Source organism: Sphaerimonospora thailandensis, from assembly GCF_016863115.1.
Lineage (GTDB): Bacteria > Actinomycetota > Actinomycetes > Streptosporangiales > Streptosporangiaceae > Sphaerimonospora > Sphaerimonospora cavernae.
In genome coordinates this window covers 52,569-73,586 of record NZ_BOOG01000026.1, presented here as the reverse complement: position 1 = coordinate 73,586, position 21,018 = coordinate 52,569, and the positions used below count along the sequence as shown (strand labels likewise).

The 21,018-nt window shown below is 68.8% G+C and carries 16 protein-coding genes and 1 riboswitch; of the genes, 6 read left to right on the top strand and 10 right to left on the bottom strand.

From position 1 onward, the window contains the following. Positions 1-18: 18 nt before the first annotated feature. Positions 19-834 (bottom strand): sugar phosphate isomerase/epimerase family protein, encoded by an 816-nt coding sequence (locus Mth01_RS15565; protein ID WP_204016567.1) that lies wholly within the window; start codon positions 832-834, stop codon positions 19-21. An 86-nt stretch (positions 835-920) separates the two neighbouring features. Between Mth01_RS15565 and Mth01_RS15560 the strand changes: the two genes are divergently transcribed. The 3 genes from Mth01_RS15560 to disA all read left to right on the top strand — a co-directional run bounded on the left by Mth01_RS15560 (position 921) and on the right by disA (position 4,370). Next, positions 921-1,619 carry a class I SAM-dependent methyltransferase gene (locus tag Mth01_RS15560; protein WP_204016566.1) on the top strand — a complete coding sequence of 233 codons (699 nt, stop codon included), beginning with the start codon at positions 921-923 and terminating at the stop codon, positions 1,617-1,619. A gap of 52 nt (positions 1,620-1,671) precedes the next feature. Beyond that, the gene (gene radA / locus Mth01_RS15555) at positions 1,672-3,120 is read left to right on the top strand and encodes a DNA repair protein RadA (protein WP_204016565.1); all 1,449 of its coding nucleotides are present in this window, start codon (positions 1,672-1,674) and stop codon (positions 3,118-3,120) included. An 86-nt stretch (positions 3,121-3,206) separates the two neighbouring features. Further along, positions 3,207-4,370: a DNA integrity scanning diadenylate cyclase DisA gene (gene disA, locus Mth01_RS15550; protein ID WP_239089694.1), complete on the top strand. Its 1,164-nt coding sequence runs from the start codon at positions 3,207-3,209 to the stop codon at positions 4,368-4,370. Positions 4,371-4,426: 56 nt separating this feature from the next. Here disA and Mth01_RS15545 read toward each other — a convergent pair whose 3' ends face one another. Then, positions 4,427-5,167 (bottom strand): hypothetical protein, encoded by a 741-nt coding sequence (locus tag Mth01_RS15545; RefSeq protein WP_204016564.1) that lies wholly within the window; start codon positions 5,165-5,167, stop codon positions 4,427-4,429. A gap of 93 nt (positions 5,168-5,260) precedes the next feature. Here Mth01_RS15545 and Mth01_RS15540 point away from each other — a divergent pair, with 93 nt between their 5' ends. After that, positions 5,261-6,121, top strand: a complete 861-nt coding sequence (locus Mth01_RS15540; protein WP_204016563.1) for an HhH-GPD family protein — start codon at positions 5,261-5,263, stop codon at positions 6,119-6,121. Positions 6,122-6,205: 84 nt separating this feature from the next. On the opposite strand, the gene Mth01_RS15535 is transcribed toward Mth01_RS15540, so the two are convergent. From Mth01_RS15535 to Mth01_RS15515, 5 genes are all read right to left on the bottom strand, one after another. Beyond that, positions 6,206-7,141 carry a TIM barrel protein gene (locus tag Mth01_RS15535; protein ID WP_204016562.1) on the bottom strand — a complete coding sequence of 312 codons (936 nt, stop codon included), beginning with the start codon at positions 7,139-7,141 and terminating at the stop codon, positions 6,206-6,208. Positions 7,142-7,580: 439 nt separating this feature from the next. Further along, the gene (locus tag Mth01_RS15530) at positions 7,581-10,085 is read right to left on the bottom strand and encodes an ATP-dependent Clp protease ATP-binding subunit (RefSeq protein ID WP_204016561.1); all 2,505 of its coding nucleotides are present in this window, start codon (positions 10,083-10,085) and stop codon (positions 7,581-7,583) included. 283 nt (positions 10,086-10,368) lie between these two features. Then, positions 10,369-10,707 (bottom strand): histone-like nucleoid-structuring protein Lsr2, encoded by a 339-nt coding sequence (locus Mth01_RS15525; RefSeq protein WP_204016560.1) that lies wholly within the window; start codon positions 10,705-10,707, stop codon positions 10,369-10,371. 1,650 nt (positions 10,708-12,357) lie between these two features. Continuing rightward, a complete protein-coding gene (locus tag Mth01_RS15520; protein WP_204016559.1) occupies positions 12,358-13,578 on the bottom strand; it encodes an RDD family protein in 1,221 nt (406 codons plus the stop codon). 129 nt (positions 13,579-13,707) lie between these two features. Next, complete coding sequence (locus tag Mth01_RS15515) at positions 13,708-14,259, bottom strand: amino-acid N-acetyltransferase (protein WP_204016558.1); 552 nt, start codon at positions 14,257-14,259, stop codon at positions 13,708-13,710. Between the two features lie 314 nt (positions 14,260-14,573). Continuing rightward, positions 14,574-14,756: riboswitch (cyclic di-AMP (ydaO/yuaA leader) on the top strand. Between the two features lie 154 nt (positions 14,757-14,910). Between Mth01_RS15515 and Mth01_RS15510 the strand changes: the two genes are divergently transcribed. Both Mth01_RS15510 and Mth01_RS15505 read left to right on the top strand, forming a co-directional pair. Beyond that, positions 14,911-15,855, top strand: a complete 945-nt coding sequence (locus Mth01_RS15510; RefSeq protein ID WP_275408955.1) for a C40 family peptidase — start codon at positions 14,911-14,913, stop codon at positions 15,853-15,855. Positions 15,856-16,051: 196 nt separating this feature from the next. After that, complete coding sequence (locus tag Mth01_RS15505) at positions 16,052-17,068, top strand: patatin-like phospholipase family protein (RefSeq protein ID WP_204016556.1); 1,017 nt, start codon at positions 16,052-16,054, stop codon at positions 17,066-17,068. 16 nt (positions 17,069-17,084) lie between these two features. On the opposite strand, the gene Mth01_RS15500 is transcribed toward Mth01_RS15505, so the two are convergent. From Mth01_RS15500 to Mth01_RS15490, 3 genes are all read right to left on the bottom strand, one after another. Then, positions 17,085-17,345: a helix-turn-helix domain-containing protein gene (locus tag Mth01_RS15500; RefSeq protein ID WP_239089692.1), complete on the bottom strand. Its 261-nt coding sequence runs from the start codon at positions 17,343-17,345 to the stop codon at positions 17,085-17,087. 119 nt (positions 17,346-17,464) lie between these two features. Then, entirely contained in the window at positions 17,465-18,247 is a 783-nt protein-coding gene (locus Mth01_RS15495) for a type III pantothenate kinase (RefSeq protein WP_204016555.1), read from the bottom strand. 7 nt (positions 18,248-18,254) lie between these two features. Beyond that, on the bottom strand, positions 18,255-20,969 hold the full coding sequence (locus Mth01_RS15490) for an L-aspartate oxidase (RefSeq protein WP_204016554.1): 2,715 nt from the start codon (positions 20,967-20,969) through the stop codon (positions 18,255-18,257). Between the last annotated feature and the right edge of the window lie 49 nt (positions 20,970-21,018).

Here is a 21,018-nt window from a genome sequence, read left to right as displayed (position 1 = left end):
CACGCCGTATCGGTCACGTCATGAAGCCGCCGCGGACGCGGCGAAGTTCAGCCGGGCGAAGGCGAGCGCCTCGGCGAGGTCGTCGATCCGCTCGGTACGGCTGGCCGCCTTGCGCGTATTGATCTCCAACACGATCAGGCCGGTGTATCCGGTGGCGGCCAGACGCTCCAGGACCTGCGCACACGGCTGCGAACCCCGCCCGGGCACCAGGTGCTCGTCCTTGTTGGTGGTGCCCACGCCGTCGGCCAGATGGAGGTGGGCGAGCCGGTCCCCGAGTTTGACGGCCATCTCCATCGCGTCCGAGCCGGACACCGCCGTGTGGGACAGATCGAGCGTCACCTGCGGGAAGTCGTAGTCGACGGGGTCCCAGTCCGGCGCGTACGGCACGACCTCGTTGCCCCTGGCCCGAAGGGGGAACATGTTCTCCACCGCGAAGACGATGTCGGTCTCCTCACGCATGCGGGCCAACCCGGCCTCGAACTCCCTGGCGTAGTCGCGTTGCCAGCGGAACGGCGGATGAACCACCACCGTGGAAGCGCCCAGCCGCTCGGCCGCGTCCCGGGCCCGCCGCAGCTTGACCCACGGGTCACGGCCCCAGACCCGCTGTGTGACCAGCAGGCACGGCGCGTGCACGGCCAGGATCGGGATCTCGTAGTGATCGCTGAGCCGCTGCAGGACCTCCACGTCCTGGCTCACCGGATCCTGGCCCACCATGATCTCGACACCGTCATAGCCCAGGCGCGCCGCCAGCTCGAAAGCGTCCGGCGTGCGCTCCGGATAGACCGACGCCGTCGAGAGCGCCACCTTCGCGTTGGGCACGCGGATGTTACTCATGAAGCCCGCCTCCCCTGGCGGTCCTGCGCCCGTTCACGGATCCAGCCTAAGCCGCGTCCGGGCCCGGTGACGCCTATCGTGGGCGCATGGCGCGGATCGTGAGCGGGGCCATACCCAGCCCGAACATCTGGAACTCCCCCCGGGTCTACGAACTGGAAAATCGCGCGGTGGACCCGGATGGCGCGGTGGATTCCGCCATGCGGGAGATCCGGCCCTGGGACGGCGCGACCATGCTCGACATCGGCTGCGGAACCGGCTTCCATCTGCCTTCACCGGCCGCGACGGCCGGGCGCGTCGTGGGGGTCGAGCCGCACGCCGACCTCGCGGCGATGGCCGCCGCCCGCTGCGCCGCGCTGCGCAACGTCGCCGTCCGTACGGGCACCGCCCAGTCGCTGCCGCTGCCCGACGCCTCTGTGGACATCGCCGTCGCCCGATGGGCGTACTTCTTCGGACCCGGCTGCGAGCCGGGCCTGCGGGAGCTGGCCCGGGTCGTACGGCGTGGCGGCGCGGCCTTCGTGGTCGACCTGGACGCTTCCCGCGGGGCCTTCGGCCGCTGGTTCCGCCGGTCGGTGCCGTCCTACTCTCCTGAGGTCGTCGAGCGCTTCTGGTCCGGGCAGGGCTGGCAGCGCAGGGAGCTCGACCTGCGGATGGTCTTCGAATCCCGGGCGGACCTGGCGGCCGTGCTGCGCATCGAGTTCACACCCGAGGTGGCCGAGGCGGCCATCGCGGAGACGACGGGTCTGGAGCTGGCCTACCCCAACATCCTGCGCTGGCGGCAGTTCTAAACGGCGCTGAACCACATGAGGATTGTCAGCCGCGCCCGGTAGCCTCCCGGTCGTGAGCAAGGCAGCGAAGCCGGCGTACCGGTGCGGCGAGTGCGGGTGGACGACCGTCAAGTGGGTCGGCCGGTGCGGGGAGTGCCAGGCCTGGGGCACGGTCGAGGAGGCGGGCGCGCGGCAGGGCGTGCACGTGGTCAAGCCCGGCGCGGTGACGGCGCCGGCCGTCCCGATCGGCCAGGTGAAGGCCGAGGTCGTCAGCGCCCGGACGACCGGGGTCGGCGAGCTCGACCGCGTCCTCGGCGGCGGCCTGGTGCCCGGCGCCGTCGTGCTGCTGGCCGGTGAGCCCGGGATCGGCAAGTCCACACTCCTGCTGGAGGCCGCGGCCTGCACCGCGCGCGGGGAGACCGTGCTCTACGTCACCGGAGAGGAGTCCACCGCCCAGGTGCGAATGCGGGCCGACCGGATCGGCGCGATCGAGGACAGGCTGTATCTCGCGGCCGAGACCGACATGTCCGCGCTGGTCACCCACGTCGAGAAGGTGCAGCCGACGCTGCTGATCGTCGACTCGGTGCAGACGATCGGCTCATCCGACGCCAGCGGCGTGCCCGGCGGCGTCACCCAGGTCCGCGAGGTCGCCGGCAACCTGGTGCGCCTGGCCAAGGAGCGTGCCATGTCCACGGTGCTCGTCGGCCATGTCACCAAGGACGGTTCGATCGCCGGCCCCCGTGTGCTCGAGCACCTGGTGGACGTGGTCCTGCACTTCGAGGGCGACCGCAACTCCCGCCTGCGGCTGGTGCGCGCGATAAAGAACCGGTTCGGCCCGGTGGACGAGGTCGGCTGCTTCGACCTGCACGAAGGCGGGATCACCGGCATCACGGACCCGAGCGGCATGTTCCTGTCACGGCACCGCGAGCCGGTGCCCGGCACCTGCGTCACGGTCACGATCGAGGGCACCCGGCCGTTCCCGGCCGAGCTGCAGGCCCTCGTCGGCCCGACCGAGGCGCCGCAGCCGCGGCGCACATCGTCCGGACTGGACCCCTACCGCGTGGCGTTGGTGCTCGCGGTCATGGAACGGCGACTACGGGCCAGCGTCAGCAAGTGCGACGTGTTCACCGCGACGGTCGGCGGCATCAGGCTGACCGACCCGGCGGTCGATCTCGCGCTCATGCTGTCGGTGGTGAGCGCCTTCGGCGACACCCCGCTGCCCGCCGGGCTCGTCGTGCTCGGCGAGGTCGGGCTGGCGGGCGAGCTGCGCCAGGTGCGCGAGGTGCGGCGGCGGCTGGCGGAGGCGGCCCGGCTCGGTTTCACCCGCGCCATCGTCCCCACAGGGTCGCTGGACGACGAGAACGACTCACTGGAGGCCTCGCCGCAGCGCCGCGGCAACGGGGTCACGCGTGGCAACCTGGTCGCCCTGCGGCCCTCCGCCGGGCGGACCACGGCCTTCGCACCCGGCTTCGAGGTCATCGAGGTGGACAACGTCTGGGACGCCCTCTCCCACGTCAAGTGAAGCAGCCGTATCGAACGGGCCTGTGAAGCAGGTTGAAAAACTGGTACGTCAGTAAACTGGCGGGATATCCGATCGCAGGGGAGAGGGTGCTGGACACAGACAAGGGATCGGACGACCGCAGGCGGACCGTGCTGGCCGCGGTCGCGCCGGGCACGGCCCTGCGCGACGGGCTGGAGCGCGTCCTGCGCGGCCACACCGGCGGTCTGATCGTCCTGGGGCACGACCGCGTGGTTGAGCAGATCTGCACCGGCGGTTTCACGCTCGATGTCGAGTTCTCGGCCACCCGGCTACGGGAACTGGCCAAAATGGACGGCGCGATCGTGCTCGACAACGCCGGCTCGCGGATCGTCCGGGCCGCCGTGCATCTCGTGCCGGATCCGACCATTCTCACGGAGGAGTCCGGCACGCGGCACCGCACCGCCCAGCGGGTGGCCAAGCAGACCTCGCTGCCCGTCATCGCCATCAGCAAGTCGATGCGGATCATCGCGCTCTACCTGGACGGAACCCGATACGTGCTGGAGGAGTCGGCGGCGATCCTCTCGAAGGCCAACCAGGCCCTGGCCACCTTGGAGCGCTACAAGAAGCGACTCGACGAGGTGTCGGGCACGCTGTCGGCTCTGGAGATAGAGGACCTCGTCACGGTCCGGGACGTGGCCGTGGTGATCCAGCGGCTGGAGATGGTCCGCCGGATCGCCGGGGAGATCGAAGAGTACGTCGTCGAACTCGGCACCGACGGCCGCCTGCTGTCACTCCAACTCGAGGAACTCGTCGCCGGAGTGGACATCGACCGCGAGCAGATGGTCCGCGACTATCTCCCTGGCCCGCCCTTAGGCCCACCTGTCTCAGCGGACTCGCCGAACTCAGCGAGTTCGGCGGCTTCGCACGCCACGCGGGACCCCTCCGCCCGACATCCCCGGCGTTTCATCGACGCGATGCACGAGTTGGACGAACTGTCCTCGGGCGACCTGCTCGATCTGGTGAAGGTCGCCCATGTGCTCGGACACTCGGGAGCGGGCACGCTGGACACGCCGGTGAGCCCGCGGGGTTTCCGGCTGCTCACCAAGGTGCCACGGCTCCCCCGCGCGATCGTCGATCGGCTCGTCGACCACTTCGGTGGGCTGCAGAAGCTCCTCGCCGCCAGCACCGACGACCTGCAGGCCGTAGGGGGCGTCGGCGAGGCCCGGGCGCGCAGCGTCCGAGAGGGGCTGTCCCGCCTCGCCGAGTCATCCATCCTCGATCGCTACCTCTAGCTAGTGCCCCGTTAGTGCCCCGTCCTTCAGGTCCTGCGGACAGATCGCGTGAGTCTTCAGCGCAGGTGGAAGACGGCCTTCGGGCTCTTGAGTTGGCCGGCGTGCGCGCTCGCGACGTACGTACCTGGCTCGGCGACTGGGCGCTTGCCAGAGCAGACGGTCCCCGAGCGGTGGCGGTCCCAGGTGATCGTGCGGACGTAGGGGATGCCGCGTTCCAGCGTCTGCCGGTCGACGCCCTTGCCCGCCACGCAGTCGGCGGTCGACCAGATCCGCTGCCCACCCGACGTCACGCGCATCTCCAGCGTCCGCGGCCCCACATCGACCGTGCACTCGACATGACCGGTGCTCACCAAGGTCAGAAGGAAGGTGGGCGGCGCGTCTCCGGCGTACACCTCCTGACCGGCACGCAGGGCGATCACCAGGTCCTTGGGGTCGCAGGGATCGCCGGGCCGCCGTGGCCTGGCCGGCTTGGCCGGCTTGGCCGACTTGGCCGACGGGGCCGACGGGGACGGCGATGCGGACGGAGACGGGCCACCCTGCGGGGTGGGCGGGGCGGCGCTCGGCGAGGAACTCCCCGATGCGAGGCCGGAAGGCAGTGAGACGACCATGGGGTCGGAGGCTCCCGGCGTGGCTCTTACGCCACCCGCCTTGTCGCCCGGCTTGCCGGAGGCGCTCGTGCAGGCCCATGCCACCACCGCCACGACGACGAGCATGCCCGTGAGCACCGACACCCTCCGGCGCCAGTAGACGTCCGCCCCCTCGACACCGATATCACCACGGAACGTGTCCGGATCCATACGCACAGTATGGTGAGCCCTATCCTCCCGAGGGGACCGGCTCGCCGCGACCGGAAGGTCCGATGGTGAAAGTTTGGTGGATAGGGTCGGATCGTGGCCGTCTCGCTTCGTGAACCGATCCTCCAGTGGTACGCCGAGCACAACCGGGACCTGCCGTGGCGGCGTCCCGACGCGACCCCCTGGGGCATTCTGGTCAGCGAGATCATGCTGCAGCAGACGCCGGTGTCGCGAGTGCTGCCCATCTGGACGGACTGGATGGCGCGCTGGCCGGCCCCGGAGGCGCTCGCCGAAGCGTCCCCGGGCGAAGCCGTACGCCACTGGGGACGCCTCGGCTACCCGCGGCGGGCGCTGAACCTGCACGCGTGCGCCAGGGCCATCACGGCAGAGCACGGCGGGCGGGTGCCGGCGACGTACGACGACCTTCGCGCGCTGCCGGGGATCGGAGACTATACGGCGGCCGCGGTGGCGAGTTTCGCCTACGGCGGCAGCCACGCCGTCCTGGACACCAACGTCCGCCGCGTGCTGGCCCGGGCCGTACGGGGCGAGGAGCACCCGCCCAAGACGACGACGGCCGCCGAACGCCGACTCGCGGAGTCCCTGATCCCGCCGGTCGGCGCGCCACGGTGGGCAGTCTCGATCATGGAGCTGGGCGCCCTCGTCTGCACGGCCCGCGCTCCGAGGTGCGAGCGCTGCCCCGTCGTGTCACAGTGCGCGTGGCGGTCGGCCGGACGGCCCGCCGGCCCGGTACGGCGCGGCCAGACCTACGCGGGGACCGACCGACAGTGCCGGGGACGCCTGCTGGCCGTCCTGAGGGACGCACCCGGACCCGTGCCCAAAAAAGCGCTGGACGTGGTCTGGGCCGACCACGTCCAGCGTGAGCGGGCGCTGGACGGCCTGCTGGACGACGGCCTGGCCGAGGTGCTTCCCGACGGCACCTACCGGCTCCCCGCCTGACTGGCAGAGCCAATCGGCCGGGCCCGACGCAGGAGCCCGGCGTGTGGGTCCGCCGCCTGATCCGGATGACTGCGAAGTGCCGGATCAGGCGGCAAGCTTGAGGCCGAGTGCGGTGAGGTGGTTGCGGGTCCAGTCGAGCTCGTCGGCGAGCCGGGCCACCAGCGCGGCCGGGCCCTTCGTCTTCGGCGCCGTACCGTGATGCGCCTCCACCTCGACGTGCGCGGTGCCGTTCACCGCGCCGGACAGGATCGCGTTGAGAGTGTCCTGGAGCACCGGCTGCGTGCTGGGGATCTCCTGTCCGTGATCATGCACGTGACCCAGCTTCACAACGGGAGCACCCGCCTGAGCCAGGCCCCGGAGCGCGGCGCCCCGCTCCTCCGCGCCACCGGACAGGTGGCAGGCGTCCAGGCACACCCCGAGATGCTCGGAGTCGATGTCGCATACCCGCTCCAGCGCCTGCTCCGTCGTCTCCAGCACACAGCCCGGCCACGGCTCGAACCCGACCCGGATGGTCTTGCCGGTCACGCTGTAGAGCCCGCGCAGTTCACGCGACAGCCGCTCCAGGCGCCGTGAAGCTATGTCGTGAAGATCGACGGGCCAGTCCCGACGCCAGCCGATCGGAATCGTCGAGATGCTGCCGAAGCGGACGTCATCGGGCAGCAGGAACGCGAGGATCTTCGCCAGCGCCATCGTGTAGCGGTAGCGCTCGGGCTTGGCCCAGTCCGGACCCGGCACCTCCTGGTTTCGGCCGCCGGTGCCGTTGAGGCTGACCACCTCCAGACCTCGCTCCTCGAGAGACCGGCGCAGCCGTACGAGCTCTATGCGGTCGGCGATGAGATGGTCGGCGACGGGCGGCGCCAGCCACAGGCCGATGCCGAGCCGGTCGACACCCAGCTTCCGGCGCACCGGCACCGCGTAGCGGGTCAGGTGGGCGATCAGGTTCTCCAGGTCCTCCGCCGGGTGCACCCCCGTGTTGTAGGCCAGGTGAACGAGCGTCCCGTCCTCATGCAACAGGCGCATAAGGTACCTCCCAGGCGTTGTGCGCTTTGTTCGCCGGCTCACGCACTCGCTGTTCGCAGCGTGATGCCGGGTTGATCCTCCTGCCGCCGGGACCTGGCCCGGCTCCGGTCGAGCCTCCCCCGCTTGCTCGGGTATCGCGTCCGCCGCTGAGTGGATTCGTCACTACACCGCCGGGATGACACAGGAACGATCCGACGACCCCTCCCTGGTCCTGACGGGCAGCGTTCCGGCATTCCGACTACGTCTCCGCGATTCTCTACAGAGTGTAGTACTACATCCAGTGGCGCGAAACCGGAACCCCGCGATGCGATGGGGCCGGAACGAACAGAGGGGCGCCCCCCGGTATGCGGGGGGCGCCCCTCGATGTCTTCGGCCGCTGCCGACTCAGTGCCGGCTCAGTGCCGGCTCGGGACCCGATCAGGACCCGATCAGGGTCGGATCACTGCTGGATCGGCTCCGCGATGGAGGCGGCGGAGTCCGGCACCTGCGGGGCCTTCGCCTCGCCGACGAAGGTGAACTTGGCGTTGTCGCCTTCGCCCTCGATGTCGACCTTGACGACCTGGCCAGGACGCAGCTCGCCGTACAGGATCTTCTCGGACAGGATGTCCTCCAGCTCACGCTGGATGGTCCGGCGCAGCGGACGGGCACCCATGACCGGGTCGTACCCGCGGTCGGCCAGCAGCTGCTTGGCGGGCTGGGTGAGCGACAGACCCATGTCGCGGTCCCTGAGCCGCTCGTCCACCTGGGCGAGCATCAGGTCCACGATCTGGATGATCTCCTTCGGCGTGAGCTGGTGGAAGACCACGATGTCATCGACACGGTTGAGGAACTCCGGCCGGAAGTGCTGCTTGAGCTCCTCCTGAACCTTCGCCTTCATCCGGTCGTAGTTCGACTCGGTGTCGTTGGCCTTCGCGAAGCCCACCCCGATGCCCTTGGAGATGTCCCGGGTGCCGAGGTTGGTCGTCATGATGATGACGGTGTTCTTGAAGTCCACCACCCGGCCCTGGGCGTCGGTCAGGCGACCGTCCTCCAGGATCTGCAGCAGCGAGTTGAAGATGTCCGGGTGGGCCTTCTCGATCTCGTCGAACAGGACCACGGAGAACGGCTTGCGCCGCACCTTCTCGGTCAGCTGGCCGCCCTCCTCATACCCGACGTAGCCGGGCGGGGAGCCGAACAGCCGCGAAACGGTGTGCTTCTCCATGAACTCGGACATGTCCAGCATGATCAGCGCGCCCTCGTCCCCGAACAGGAACTCGGCGAGCGCCTTGGACAGCTCGGTCTTACCGACACCGGACGGGCCGGCGAAGATGAACGAGCCACCGGGACGGCGCGGGTCCTTCAGTCCGGCCCTGGTCCGGCGAATGGACCGGGACAGCCCCTTGATGGCGTCGTCCTGGCCGATGATCCGCTTGTGGAGCTCGTCCTCCATGCGGAGCAGCCGCTGCGACTCCTCCTCGGTCAGCTTGAAGACCGGGATGCCGGTGGCCGTCGCCAGCACCTCGGCGATCAGCTCCTCGGTCACCTCGGCGACGACGTCCATGTCGCCGGCCTTCCACTCCTTCTCGCGGCGTTCCCGCTTGAGCTGGAGCTGCTTTTCCTGGTCGCGCAGCGCGGCGGCCTTCTCGAAGTCCTGCGCGTCGATCGCGGACTCCTTCTCACGTCGCACGTTGGCGATCTTCTCGTCGTACTCGCGCAGGTCCGGCGGCGCGGTCATGCGGCGGATCCGCATGCGGGAGCCGGCCTCGTCGATGAGGTCGATCGCCTTGTCCGGCAGGAACCGGTCGCTGATGTACCGGTCGGCGAGCTGCGCCGCGGCGACCAGCGCGCCGTCCGTGATGGACACCCTGTGGTGTGCCTCGTAACGGTCCCGCAGCCCCTTGAGAATCTCGATCGTGTGGCTGAGGCTGGGCTCGGCCACCTGGATCGGCTGGAAGCGCCGCTCCAGTGCGGCGTCCTTCTCCAGGTGCTTGCGGTACTCGTCCAGCGTCGTCGCACCGATGGTCTGCAGCTCACCGCGGGCCAGCATGGGCTTGAGGATGCTGGCCGCGTCGATCGCGCCCTCGGCGGCGCCCGCGCCCACCAGCGTGTGCAGCTCGTCGATGAACAGGATGATGTCGCCGCGGGTGCGGATCTCCTTCAGCACCTTCTTCAGGCGCTCTTCGAAGTCACCGCGATAGCGGGAACCGGCGACCAGCGCGCCCAGGTCGAGGGTGTAGAGCTGCTTGTCCTTCAGCGTCTCGGGCACCTCACCCTTGACGATCTTCTGGGACAGGCCCTCGACGACGGCGGTCTTGCCGACCCCGGGCTCGCCCACGAGCACCGGGTTGTTCTTGGTCCTCCGGGAGAGGACCTGCATGACCCGCTCGATCTCCTTCTCCCGGCCGATCACCGGGTCGAGCTTGCCCTCGCGCGCGGCCTGAGTCAGGTTGCGGCCGAACTGGTCCAGCACAAGAGATGTCGAGGGAGCGGACTCCTGCGGCCCCCCGGCCGCCGCCGGCTCCTTGCCCTGGTAACCGTGCAGCAGCTGAATGACCTGCTGCCGCACCCGGTTGAGGTCGGCCCCAAGCTTCACCAGCACCTGGGCGGCGACGCCCTCACCCTCACGGATCAAACCGAGCAGGATGTGCTCCGTGCCGATGTAGTTGTGACCGAGCTGCAAGGCCTCGCGGAGCGACAGCTCAAGGACCTTCTTGGCACGCGGGGTGAAGGGAATGTGCCCCGACGGCGCCGACTGGCCCTGGCCGATGATCTCCTCGACCTGCTGGCGCACACCCTCAAGACTGATGCCCAGGCTCTCCAGAGCCTTGGCGGCAACGCCCTCACCCTCATGGATCAAGCCCAGAAGAATGTGCTCAGTACCGATGTAGTTGTGATTGAGCATCCGGGCTTCTTCTTGAGCCAGGACGACAACCCGCCGCGCACGGTCGGTGAACCTTTCGAACATCTCGTCGCTCCTCACAGAGCGGTCAGGCGAGCGCGGGAGGTCCGGCCCGTCGTTCCGCATGGTAGCCCCGACCCAGCGACCGCTCCTCTGGTTGAAGGGTTCCCCGAGAGCAGGGCGTTCACGCTCTATCCAACCCCCTGCCGGGCGTGACATGTTCCCGATACGCCGCAAGCGAACGAGGTTTTAGGGGGAGAGACACGATCTCTCCACATGCAGAATCGTGCGGTTATCCCGGTCGTCAGAACATCCGACGACCGACATAACCGCACGATCAAGGGCGTAGTTAGTGCGCCGCGTCGTACGCGTCGACGATCGACTGCGCGATGCGGCCACGCTCACTTACGGGGTGACCATGTGACTTGGCCCAGGCACGGATCTCGGCGCTCTTCTCACGGGACATCGCCCGCTGGCCGGCGCCGCCACGACGGCGACCGCGCGGCTGAGCGACCTCCGCACGTCGGGCGCCGCCGACGAATGGCGACAGCGCGTCACGCAGCCGCTTGGCGTTGCCGTCGCTCAGGTCAATCTCATATGACGTGCCGTCAAGCGCGAAGGTGACCGTCTCATTGGCCTCGCCACCATCGAGATCGTCGATGAGAATCACCTGCGTATGCTTGGCCATCCGGCAATCCTTTCGCAGAGCATAGTTTGTTTCGTCAGCCAAACATATACCCGGATTCCCCGTTTGACAATTCACCTATGCGGATTCTCGGCAACTTCTGTGTCCGGTGGGTTCTCAGGGGGCTCTCGTGCCGCCCGCAGCCCCGCCGCGTCGGAACGCACCAACTTTACGATGCCGTACACGACGGCTCCGGCGACGACCGCGGAAGGTATCAAGGCGGACAATACCTCTGTCATTCTGCCTCACTCGTGCCGGGGTGTCTTACGGCACCCGTCTGGAATTCGGGGGACGGGTCCGGGTCCCCCGGCGCCTTCTGGGGTGGTCGCGGAGAGCGATCTCAGGGCGTGTTCAGCAAATCATGTCCCGTGCGCGGGGCCCCGGATGTCACTCGCCGCAGGCTCCTCCTCCACCTCGCGGCGATCCATCGGATCCTCGCTCACACCGGACGGCATTCGTCAAACACTCCCGGCGCCGCCGGAGACCACGTACGCCCATCCAGCCTACCCGTGATGCCGAAGGTAATCTCCGTCTCTCCAGCCGTCTTACCGGATGCACTCGAAATCGTACCCAGAATGTCCAGTGGGCGGAACCGCCGAAGTCAGGCCCCAGTTGACGTCCGTAGTTTCGGGCAGGTTCCGGGCCCGGCGGGCAGGGAGCGAGTCGGCATCGACAGGCCGTCAACCTGGCATCCAGCACATCCGCACAACATCCGCACAGCGTTCATCCAGCCGTCGCCCAGGGTTCGTCCAGTGTCGGGCGGGCCGTCGGCATCGGACCGGCCCGCCGTCATGTGGTGCCCGCACAATGCCTTCTTCGCAATCCCACCCCATGAAGGCGCTGGTCAGCCCCCGATCGGCCACTGTGCGACGACGGCCGACCGGTAAAGGGGGAGTTGCGCACACCGACCGTCAGCCAGAGGCAGGGGATGCAGCGGAACGACAAATCACCCGGTGGTCTCGCAAAAGCTCGTGAACATCGGCCGATGACCCGCGCCACCCGCTTTGCCGATCTCGCACAAACTCTCCTGTGACCCAGTTCACCTGTGACTTCGATTTACGCGATCTTGTGATGGGAGACCGTCGGGGACCTTGGCCACGCCCAACAGCCTTGAATACCGGTTTCCGCAAGATCGCGGAAACGGAGGCGCGCGGGCGGGCAGGACGCCGACGACTTTTTCAAGATCGCAAGGAATGGAAACCCGGCCGTCCAAGCGGGTCTTCAGGCTTCTTCCAGCAGATCGACAGGCGGTCACCGAAGATCGGTTTGTGACTGTCCCGAAAATCACGCCGACGCGGCAGAAGGCGTGGGCACCGATGATTCGAGCGGTCCAAACGGGTCGCCATTCGGCGACCGACCGCGTAGGGCAACCGGCGGTGAGGCCGGCCCGGATGACCGTATGGATTCGGGGTCATGGTTTCGGCGCCGTGGTTTCGGCGCCATGGATTCGAGGCCCCAGCGGAGCAGACGGACCTTGCCGTGCCTCTCAGGATCCACTCCGGTGCAAGCGGCCTACATGCGTCGGCCAAGCATCCCATGGTTTAGACCCTCCTGTTACGGGATTTCCGCGATGCAGGCGCCTGGGCCGCTTCCTGTGACGAAGGTACGAAAAACGGGGCCGATGGTTCGCTCCATCGACCCCGTTTTATGGCACTACTTGACCTTGACCACCACGGTGCCCGCCGCCTTGTCGTGCAGAGCCTGCTGCAGAGGCCTGTCCCAGAGCAGCCAGAGCACGTTCAGGAGGGCGAAGATGCCGAGCAGATACTCGACAATGGGAATCCAACGCAGCAACTGCGGTCCGAACAGCACGCCGGCACGCTTGACCGCGACATCCTGCGACAGACCGGCGGCGTCGAGAGTGCCGCCGACCGGGACCACCTTGATGCCCATGGCGATCTTTCCGATCGTCTGCCCCCGCATCTTCAACATCAGGAACTCGTACACGAGCATCACCACGCCGCTGACGATCCCGATGAGCACCGCGGCGAGGAAGTAACCGCTCGGCTCGACGAGCACGCCGGTACGGAGGTTGTAGCTGCCCTGGGTGACCACGATCGCCGTGATGACGGCCGAGATGATCCAGAACGGGATGCCGACGATGACGCCGTCGATGAGCCTCGCCACCAGGCGCTGCCACCACTCCGCGAGCGGAGCCGGGGCACCGGGCGGGATCGCGGCGCCGTACGGCTGGCCGTAGGCCGGTTGCTGGCCGTATCCGGGCTGGCCGTACTGCTGCTGGCCATATCCCTGCTGCTGACCGTACTGCTGGTCGCCGTACTGCGACTGCCCGTACCCCGGCTGCTGGCCTTGACCATAGCCAGGGGCCTGCTGGCCGTACTGCTGTTGGCCGTATCCGGGCTGTTGGCCATAGTCAGGGGCCTGCTGACCGTATTGCTGCTGACCGTATTGCTGTTGGCCATGGCCCTGCTGGCCGTACGGCTGCTGCCCGGGCTGAGACTGCCCGTAGCCGGAGGCCTGCTGGTCGTATCCGGGCTGCTGGCCATAGCCGGGCTGCTGGCCGTAGCCGGAGGCCTGCTGACCATATTGCTGTTGGCCATAGCTCTGCTGGCCGTACGGCTGCTGACCGTAGGCCTGCTGACCGTGCTGTTGGGGCCCGGTCTGCTGCCCGTAGGCCTGCTGACCGTAGCCCTGTTGGCCATAGCCCTGCTGGCCATAGCCCTGCTGGCCGTACGGCTGCTCGTGTCCCTGGGCCTGCTGCGAACCCGCCTGCTGATCCGGGTTCAGATAGTTGACGACCGTGGCCTCGGGGTCGAATTCCTGCGCACGCCTGTCCGCGTCGGCACCGCGGCCGGAAGGCGCTGGCGTACCATCCGAACCGCCCTGCGGATACGGTGGCTGTCCTGTGCTCACCGTGTCACCTCGTTTCAGATACGCATGCGCCCGCGTCTCAGGCTCCATGCTGATATCGCCCAAAGTAGCGACCGGCGTAACAACAGTCACCTTTACCCTGAGTTTGCTTTACCGTCAACCACCTTAAGATTACCCAGGGTGGAGGTGCAACAGCATGCGGGTGTTACCGAGGGTGTTGGGCTTGACATGCTCCAGATCCAGGAACTCCGCGACGCCCTCGTCGTACGAGGCGAGCAGCTCGGCGTAGACCTCGGGCGACACCGGCGTGCCCTGGATCGGCACGAACCCGTGCCGGCCGAAGAACTCCACCTCGAACGTTAGGCAGAAGACCCGGCGGACTCCCAGCTCACGCGCGGTCTTGATGAGCGCCGCGACGATCCGGTGACCGACGCCCCGGCCCCGCGTCTCGGGGTCGACGGCGAGGGTGCGGATCTCGGCCAGATCCTCCCAGAGCACGTGCAGGGCGCCACAGCCGATGACGCGTCCGCCGCTCTCCGCAACCCAGAACTCCTGGATGTCCTCAAAGAGCGTGACCGTGCTCTTCTCCAGCAGGCGCGGCCCCGCTCCGGAGTACGCGTCGACGAGGCGACGGATCACGCGCACATCAAGTGTCCTGGCGCGGCGTACGGCTAGGGCTGGTGGTCCGGACTCGGCTGACGTCTCCTCGGCGACCTGCTCCATGAGCCGTCAGCGTAGTCGCGCCCGCGACACCCGGATTACGTGTCCTGCCATGACACCGAGAGCGTGGACCCGTGCGACAGAAAGTCGCGGCGGAAGTACGGAGCGTAGACGCTCAGTTTCTTGCCGTCTTATCCGGATTTTCCCGACTTCGGCGGCCGCCTTGGCCTCGAAGAGTGATCCTACTGAGCGAGTAAAGGCAGGTTGATGGGGATGCGTGCCATCCGAGACCGTGACATGACCGTGATCGTTCAGTTGTGAAATCTAGACGAGATCGAGAGTTCTGGTTGAGCGGGAACCTCAGGGTGCACTATCGTCCAGCGACGATGCCGAATCTTCAACGCACCTGGTGTGGAGGGGAGCCGGGGACCCAACTGTACGAATCGGCAAGCGGTCCGGCTCGGCGCCGACTGCTGCTCGATAACGGGGTGAATCCGAAAGGTAGGGCTACTCCGGCCCGAACCCGTCAGCTAACCCGGTAGGCGTCAAGCAGTGCCGTACGGACACGCCCGGCCAACGGCGGCCACAGGGAGCGGTCCTCACGCGGCACCATCGAGGAGAGGAGCTTGGAACCGCATGCGTGGAGGACGGCCCGCAGGCAGGCACGCCCGCGCCAGAAAGGCCGGACCCGGGAACATTCGCCGGTTGGCCCTCGTGACGGTCGCGCTGACCATGATCGCCTTCGGCGCCCCCGTGGGGGCCGCCACGGCCGAGCCGAAGCCGAGCCTCAAGAAGCTCGCGGCCGAGGTGGAGCGCCTCTACGAGGAGATCGAGAGCCTCACCGAGGAGTACAACGGTGAGCGTGTCCGGCTCAAGGCCGCCCAGCGCTCCGCCGCCATCGCCCAGAAGAACCTCGCCAAGAGCGAGTCCGAACTGGCCGTCCGCCGCCAGAAGGCGAGCGCGCTCGCGCAGAACTCCTATATGAACGGCGGCATCGGCTCACTGCTCCCCATGGCCGGCTCGACCGACCCCGAGACCTACCTCGACCAGGCCTCGACCACCTACGCCCTGCAGATGCAGCAGGGCCAGGAGGTCACCGAGGTCACCAACGTGATGAAGGCCGCCGAACGGGCCAAGGCCGGCGCCGCCGCCCGCCAGGCCGAGGTGAAGAAGCTGCTGAAGAGCCTCGAAACCCGCAAGGACAAGATCAGGACTTTGATCGAGAAGACCGAGAGCAGCCTCTACAGCCAGGTCGCCGGGAGCATCGGCGGCCGGGCGACCCGGATCTCGTTCCCCATCGTCGGCGACGGCAAGGCGGCCGAGGCGGCCCGCTGGGCGCTGACCCAGCAGCTGCGGCCCTACGTCTGGGGCGCGGAAGGGCCCACGTCGTACGACTGTTCAGGCCTCGTCATGGCGGCCTACCAGCGGGTCGGGATCAGCCTCCCGCACTACACCGGCGACCAGTGGACCGCCGGCACGCACATCGACCGCGAAGACATGCGCCCGGGCGACCTCGTGTTCTTCTACTCCGACCTCCATCACGTCGGCGTCTACATCGGCGGCGGCTACATGGTCCACGCACCGCGCACCGGTGATGTCGTACGCGTCGCGAAGATCACCGGCCGGCCGTTCGCCGGAGCCGTACGAATCGCGGACTGAGCGACCGCGCGGGCCGACCCGGGCCGACCCGGGCCGACCCGGGCTGAGCGGCCCCGGCGGCTCCGACGCGGCTCCGGCAGGCTGACCATCGCGACCCGATTCGCCGGGACATCGGCCGGGAACCGACAATGAATACCGGAGTGTGCTCCGCGCGCTCCGAATTCCCAGCCGTTTCGCTCTCGTGAGAGGAGCGACGATGACGACGGTCTTCGTACTGTGGGGCGGCGGCAGCGTGGGAGCGGCCCAGGTGGGCATGTTGCGCGCGCTGACGGCTCGCGGAGTGCGCGCCGACATGGTGGTGGGCGCCTCGGTGGGCGCGCTCAACGGCGCCTACTACGCGGCACGCCCCGATGCCGAGGGAGTCGAGGATCTCGCGCGCCTGTGGCTCTCGGTCAGCGGCCATGACGTGTACCCGCTCAGCAGCCGGGACGCGCTGCGCACCCTGGTGGACAGCCTTCCCTTCCACCCGTTGCGGGGCGCGCTGCAGGCGTTCGGCACGCTGAACTACACCTTCCCTTTCAACCCGCTGACGTTCGTCGGCGGACTGCTCGGCGGCCGCAACCACCTGTTCGACAACCACTCGCTGCGCCGGTTTCTGGAGCGCATCCTCCCGGTCGAGAACCTGGAGGACGCCCGGCTCCCGCTGTCGGTGCTGACCACCGACGTCCTCAGCGGTCAGGCCGTCCTGCTCTCCCGCGGACCGGCGCTGCCCGCGCTGCTGGCCAGCACCGCCATGCCCGCGATCTATCCCAACGTGCGGATCGGCGACCGGGTGCTGATGGACGGCGGCGTGGCCGACCGGACGGTCCTGGATCAGGCCGTCAACGCGGGGGCCGACGAGGTCTATGTGCTCTCCGCCGGCTTCTCCTGCCCGCTGCCGGAGCCGCCGTCCACGGTGATCGCCATGGCCCTGCATGGCTTCAATCTGCTCAGCGAGCTGCGGATCAGCGCCTCCATCAGACGCAACCAGGACCGCACGGCGATACACGTGCTCCCGCCGCTGTACCCGGTCGAGGTGCTGCCGATAGATTTCCGCCAGACGGCCGGCCTGATCGAGCGGGCCACCGAGTCGACCCTGCACTGGCTCGAGCGTCACGAACCGAAGCCGGGTCTGGCACGGCCCCTCTACGACTCCGTGACGGACGACGGCCCCTCGGCGCGCGCCGCGCCTGTTCCCTCAAGGGATGCACGCACGCCGCTGACGGCCGACTAGGGAGTGTTTCGGACGATCAGATCAGCCGACGGCGGGCCGCCCACGCGACCGCCTCGATCGCGGTCTCCACGCCGATCCTGTCGCAGATGCCGCGCAGGCGCCGCCGTACGGTCCGACCGCTCACGTCGAGGCGGCGCCCCACCCGGTCAGCGCTGACCCCCTTGGCGAGCTCGGCGAGAAGCAGCAGATCGTCGTCGGTGAGATCGGCACCGTCAAGGTCCCGGGCGAGATCGTCACCCAGCGCTGACGAGCTGGAGACGACGTCGGGAAACCCCATCGTCAGTCCCTCCCCACGGCGACGAATGGCCGAACCCATCCTCGAAGGAAGGTAAACATCTCCCACCAGAGTCGTCAAGTGTCGGGGTGGGACTCCGCACTTCTCCGTAACACCGGACCTCAGGAGGTGTTGCGGGCATAGACCAGGCGGAGTCCGATCAGCGTGAGCCACGGCTCGTGCACGTCGATCGTGCGGGCCTCCCCGACGACCAGCGGGGCACCGGTGCCGGTGGCCACCACGGTGACGTCGTCGGGGTCGGCGGCCAACTCCGCCGTCATCCGGTCCACGATGCCGTCGACCAGCCCGGCGAAGCCGTAGATTATGCCGGACTGCACCGCCTCCACCGTGTTCTTCGCGATGACCGACCTCGGGCGGATCAACTCGACCTTGTGGAGTTGCGCGCCGGCCTCGGCGAGCGCGTCCACCGAGATCTCCAGGCCGGGGGCCGTGACGGCGCCGACGTACTCTCCCCGGCCCGAGACCGCGTCGAACGACGTCGCCGTGCCGAAGTCCACGATCACGCACGGCCCGCCGTACAGGGTGGCGGCGGCGAGCGCGTTGACGATGCGGTCGCTGCCGACCTCCTTGGGGTTGTCCATCCGCACCGGGACGCCGGTGCGGACGCCCGGCTCGACGACCACGGTCGTGACATCCCCGAAGTAGCGCCGGGACATCTCTCGCATCTCGTTCAGCACCGACGGGACCGTCGAGCAGATCGCGATGCCGCCGATGTCGGCGTCCTTCAGGATCGGCGACTGCCCGAGCAGGCCCTGCAGCACGACCGCTATCTCGTCCGCCGTGCGGCGGGGATCGGTCGCGATCCGCCAGTGCTCGATCACCTCTTCACCCTCGAACAGGCCAAGCACCGTATGGGTGTTGCTGACGTCGATGGTGAGCAGCATTCCCCGATTATGCACCACGAAGATCCAGACCGATATCGAGAGCCGGTGCCGAATGGGTCAGCGCACCGACCGCCAGGTAGTCGACCCCGGTCTCGGCCACCGCCCGCGCCGTGTCCAGGGTGAGCCCGCCGCTCGACTCCAGCCGCGCCCGCCCGTTCACCAGGCGTACGGCCTCGGCGAGCTGCTCCACGGTGAAGTTGTCGAGCAGGATCTCGTCCGCCCCCTCGGCCAGAACGGGCTCGATCTGGTCGATCCGGTCGACCTCCACCTCGATCGGCAGGCCGGGGAAGGCCTGCCGTACGGCACGGAACGCGGCGGCGACCCCGCCCGCGGCCACGACGTGGTTGTCCTTGATCAGCGCGGCGTCGTGCAGGCCCATGCGATGGTTGACCCCGCCACCGCGGCGCACCGCGTACTTCTCCAACGCGCGCAACCCGGGCAGCGTCTTGCGGCTGTCACGGATGCGGGCCCCGGTGCCGTCCACCGCGTCCACCCAGCGCCGGGTGAGGGTGGCGACCCCCGACAGGTGGGTGAGGAAGTTCAGCGCGGTCCGCTCCAGCGTGAGCAGGTCGGCCACCGGACCGCGCACCGTCATGAGGACGTCGCCGGGAGCGACCCGATCGCCGTCGGCCGCGCGCCGTTCGACCGTCACCGGCTCGGCGGCCCGGCGGAAGCCTGAGTCGGCCCGGTGGAAGCCTGAGTCGGCCCGGTGGAAGCCTGAGTCGGCACAGCGGAAGACGGCCTCGACGACCGGCAGGCCGGCCACCACACCCTCCTTGCGCGCGACCACGTCGGCCACCGCCGTCAGCCCGGCCGGGATGGTGGCGGCCGAGGTCACGTCCTGGCCGCCCGCGAGGTCCTCGGCGAGCGCGGTGTGCACGAGGCGGAACAGCCCGTCCGGGTCGATGCCGAGCCCGGCGAGCTCGGCCCAGAGCGGGTCCTCCCGCTCCAGCTGTGCCGACTGCTCCGGTGGCAGTGCCTGCTCCGGTTCCTGTGCTTGCTCCGGTTCCTGTGCCTGCTCCGGTTCCTGTGCCTGCTCCGGCTGCTCGGCGTGGGGCGCGTGCCGCATGGTCAGTCCTTTCGCTCCCAGGGCGATGTCAACGTGCGCCCGCCAACGGTCGTCGTCACGGTCAGGGTGATCCTCACGCCAGTGCGAGCCACGGGTCTCCTCACGGCCAGCGGCGGCGGCCACCAGGGCGGACGCCACCGTCAGGAGATTGGTCGCCTCCCACGACTCGGTGCACGGCTCGACCGCGACGGGCGTCCACCTGGCGTCCCCGAGTGCGCGGGCCACCTCGGCGAGGCTGCCCGCACTGCGCAAAACGCCGGCCCCCCGGCTCATGTGGTTCTGGATCCTGGCACGGGTACGCGGATCGACCAGCCCGTCGGGGCGGTCATCATGCTCGGCCGACTCGCCCGGCTCGGTCGACTCGCCCGGCTCGGTCGAATCCCGGCCGTCCGAATCACGTGCCGCCAGATCGCAGGCGATGCGCTCGGCGAAGACGAGCCCCTCCAGCAGGGAGTTGGAGGCGAGCCGGTTCGCGCCGTGTACGCCGGTGCAGGCGACCTCTCCGCAGGCGTACAGCCCGGGAACGCTGGTCCGGCCGGACAGGTCGGTCCGTACGCCGCCGCTCGCGTAGTGGGCCGCGGGCGCTACCGGGATCGGCTGTGTGACCGGATCGATTCCGTGCTCGCGGCAGACCGCCAGGATCGTGGGGAATCTGGCCCGCCACTTGTCCTCGCCGAAGTGGCGGGCGTCCAGGTAGACGTGATCGGCGCCGGTCTCGCGCATCTTCCTGGTGATGGCCTTGGCCACCACGTCACGTGGTGCGAGATCGGCCAGTTCGTGGACGCCGCGCATGAACCGATCGCCGGACGCGTCGACGAGCACCGCGCCCTCGCCCCTGACCGCCTCGGAGACGAGGGGCTGCTGGCCCGTCGAACCCTCGCCGAGCCACAGCACGGTCGGGTGGAACTGCACGAACTCCAGATCACGCACCACCGCTCCGGCCCGGAGGGCGAGCGCGACGCCGTCGCCGGTGGAGACGGACGGGTTCGTCGTCGCGGCGTAGATCTGGCCCATGCCGCCGCTGGCCAGGATCACGGCCCCGGCGCGCACCGCGCCCACGCCGTCCCTGGCGCCCTCACCCATGACGTGGAGGGTGACCCCACGCGCCTGGCCGGCTGCGTCGAGCAGCAGGTCGAGTGCGAGCGCATGCTCGATCACCTCGATCCTGGGCTCGGCGAGCACGGCCTCGACCAGCGCGCGCTGCACCTCTGCTCCGGTCGCGTCGCCGCCCGCGTGAACGATGCGGTTGCGCCGGTGGCCACCCTCGCGGGTGAGCTGAAGCTGCCCGTCGACGCCCCGGTCGAACCTGGCACCGTGGTCGATGAGCCGCTTGAGCGCGTCGGGGCCCTCCGTGACGAGGATCCGTACGGCGTCCTCGTCGCAGAGCCCGACGCCGGCGACGAGCGTGTCGTTCAGGTGCTCATCGGGGGTGTCCTCGGGGTCGAGGACCGCGGCGATGCCGCCCTGGGCCCAGCGGGTGGACCCGGCGGAGAGCACGTCCTTGGTGACGACGAGCACTCGCCCCGCGGGGGTCAGCTCGGTGTAGCGCAGGGCCACGGTGAGGCCCGCGATCCCTGACCCGACGACCACGGCGTCGGCGTACACGCTCCATCCGGGAGCGGGGGCAGTGAGCTTCCTCGGAATCGCCACCATGCGGGGGTTCCCCTTTCGTCACTATGACGATAACGCCCCGGTCGTGGTG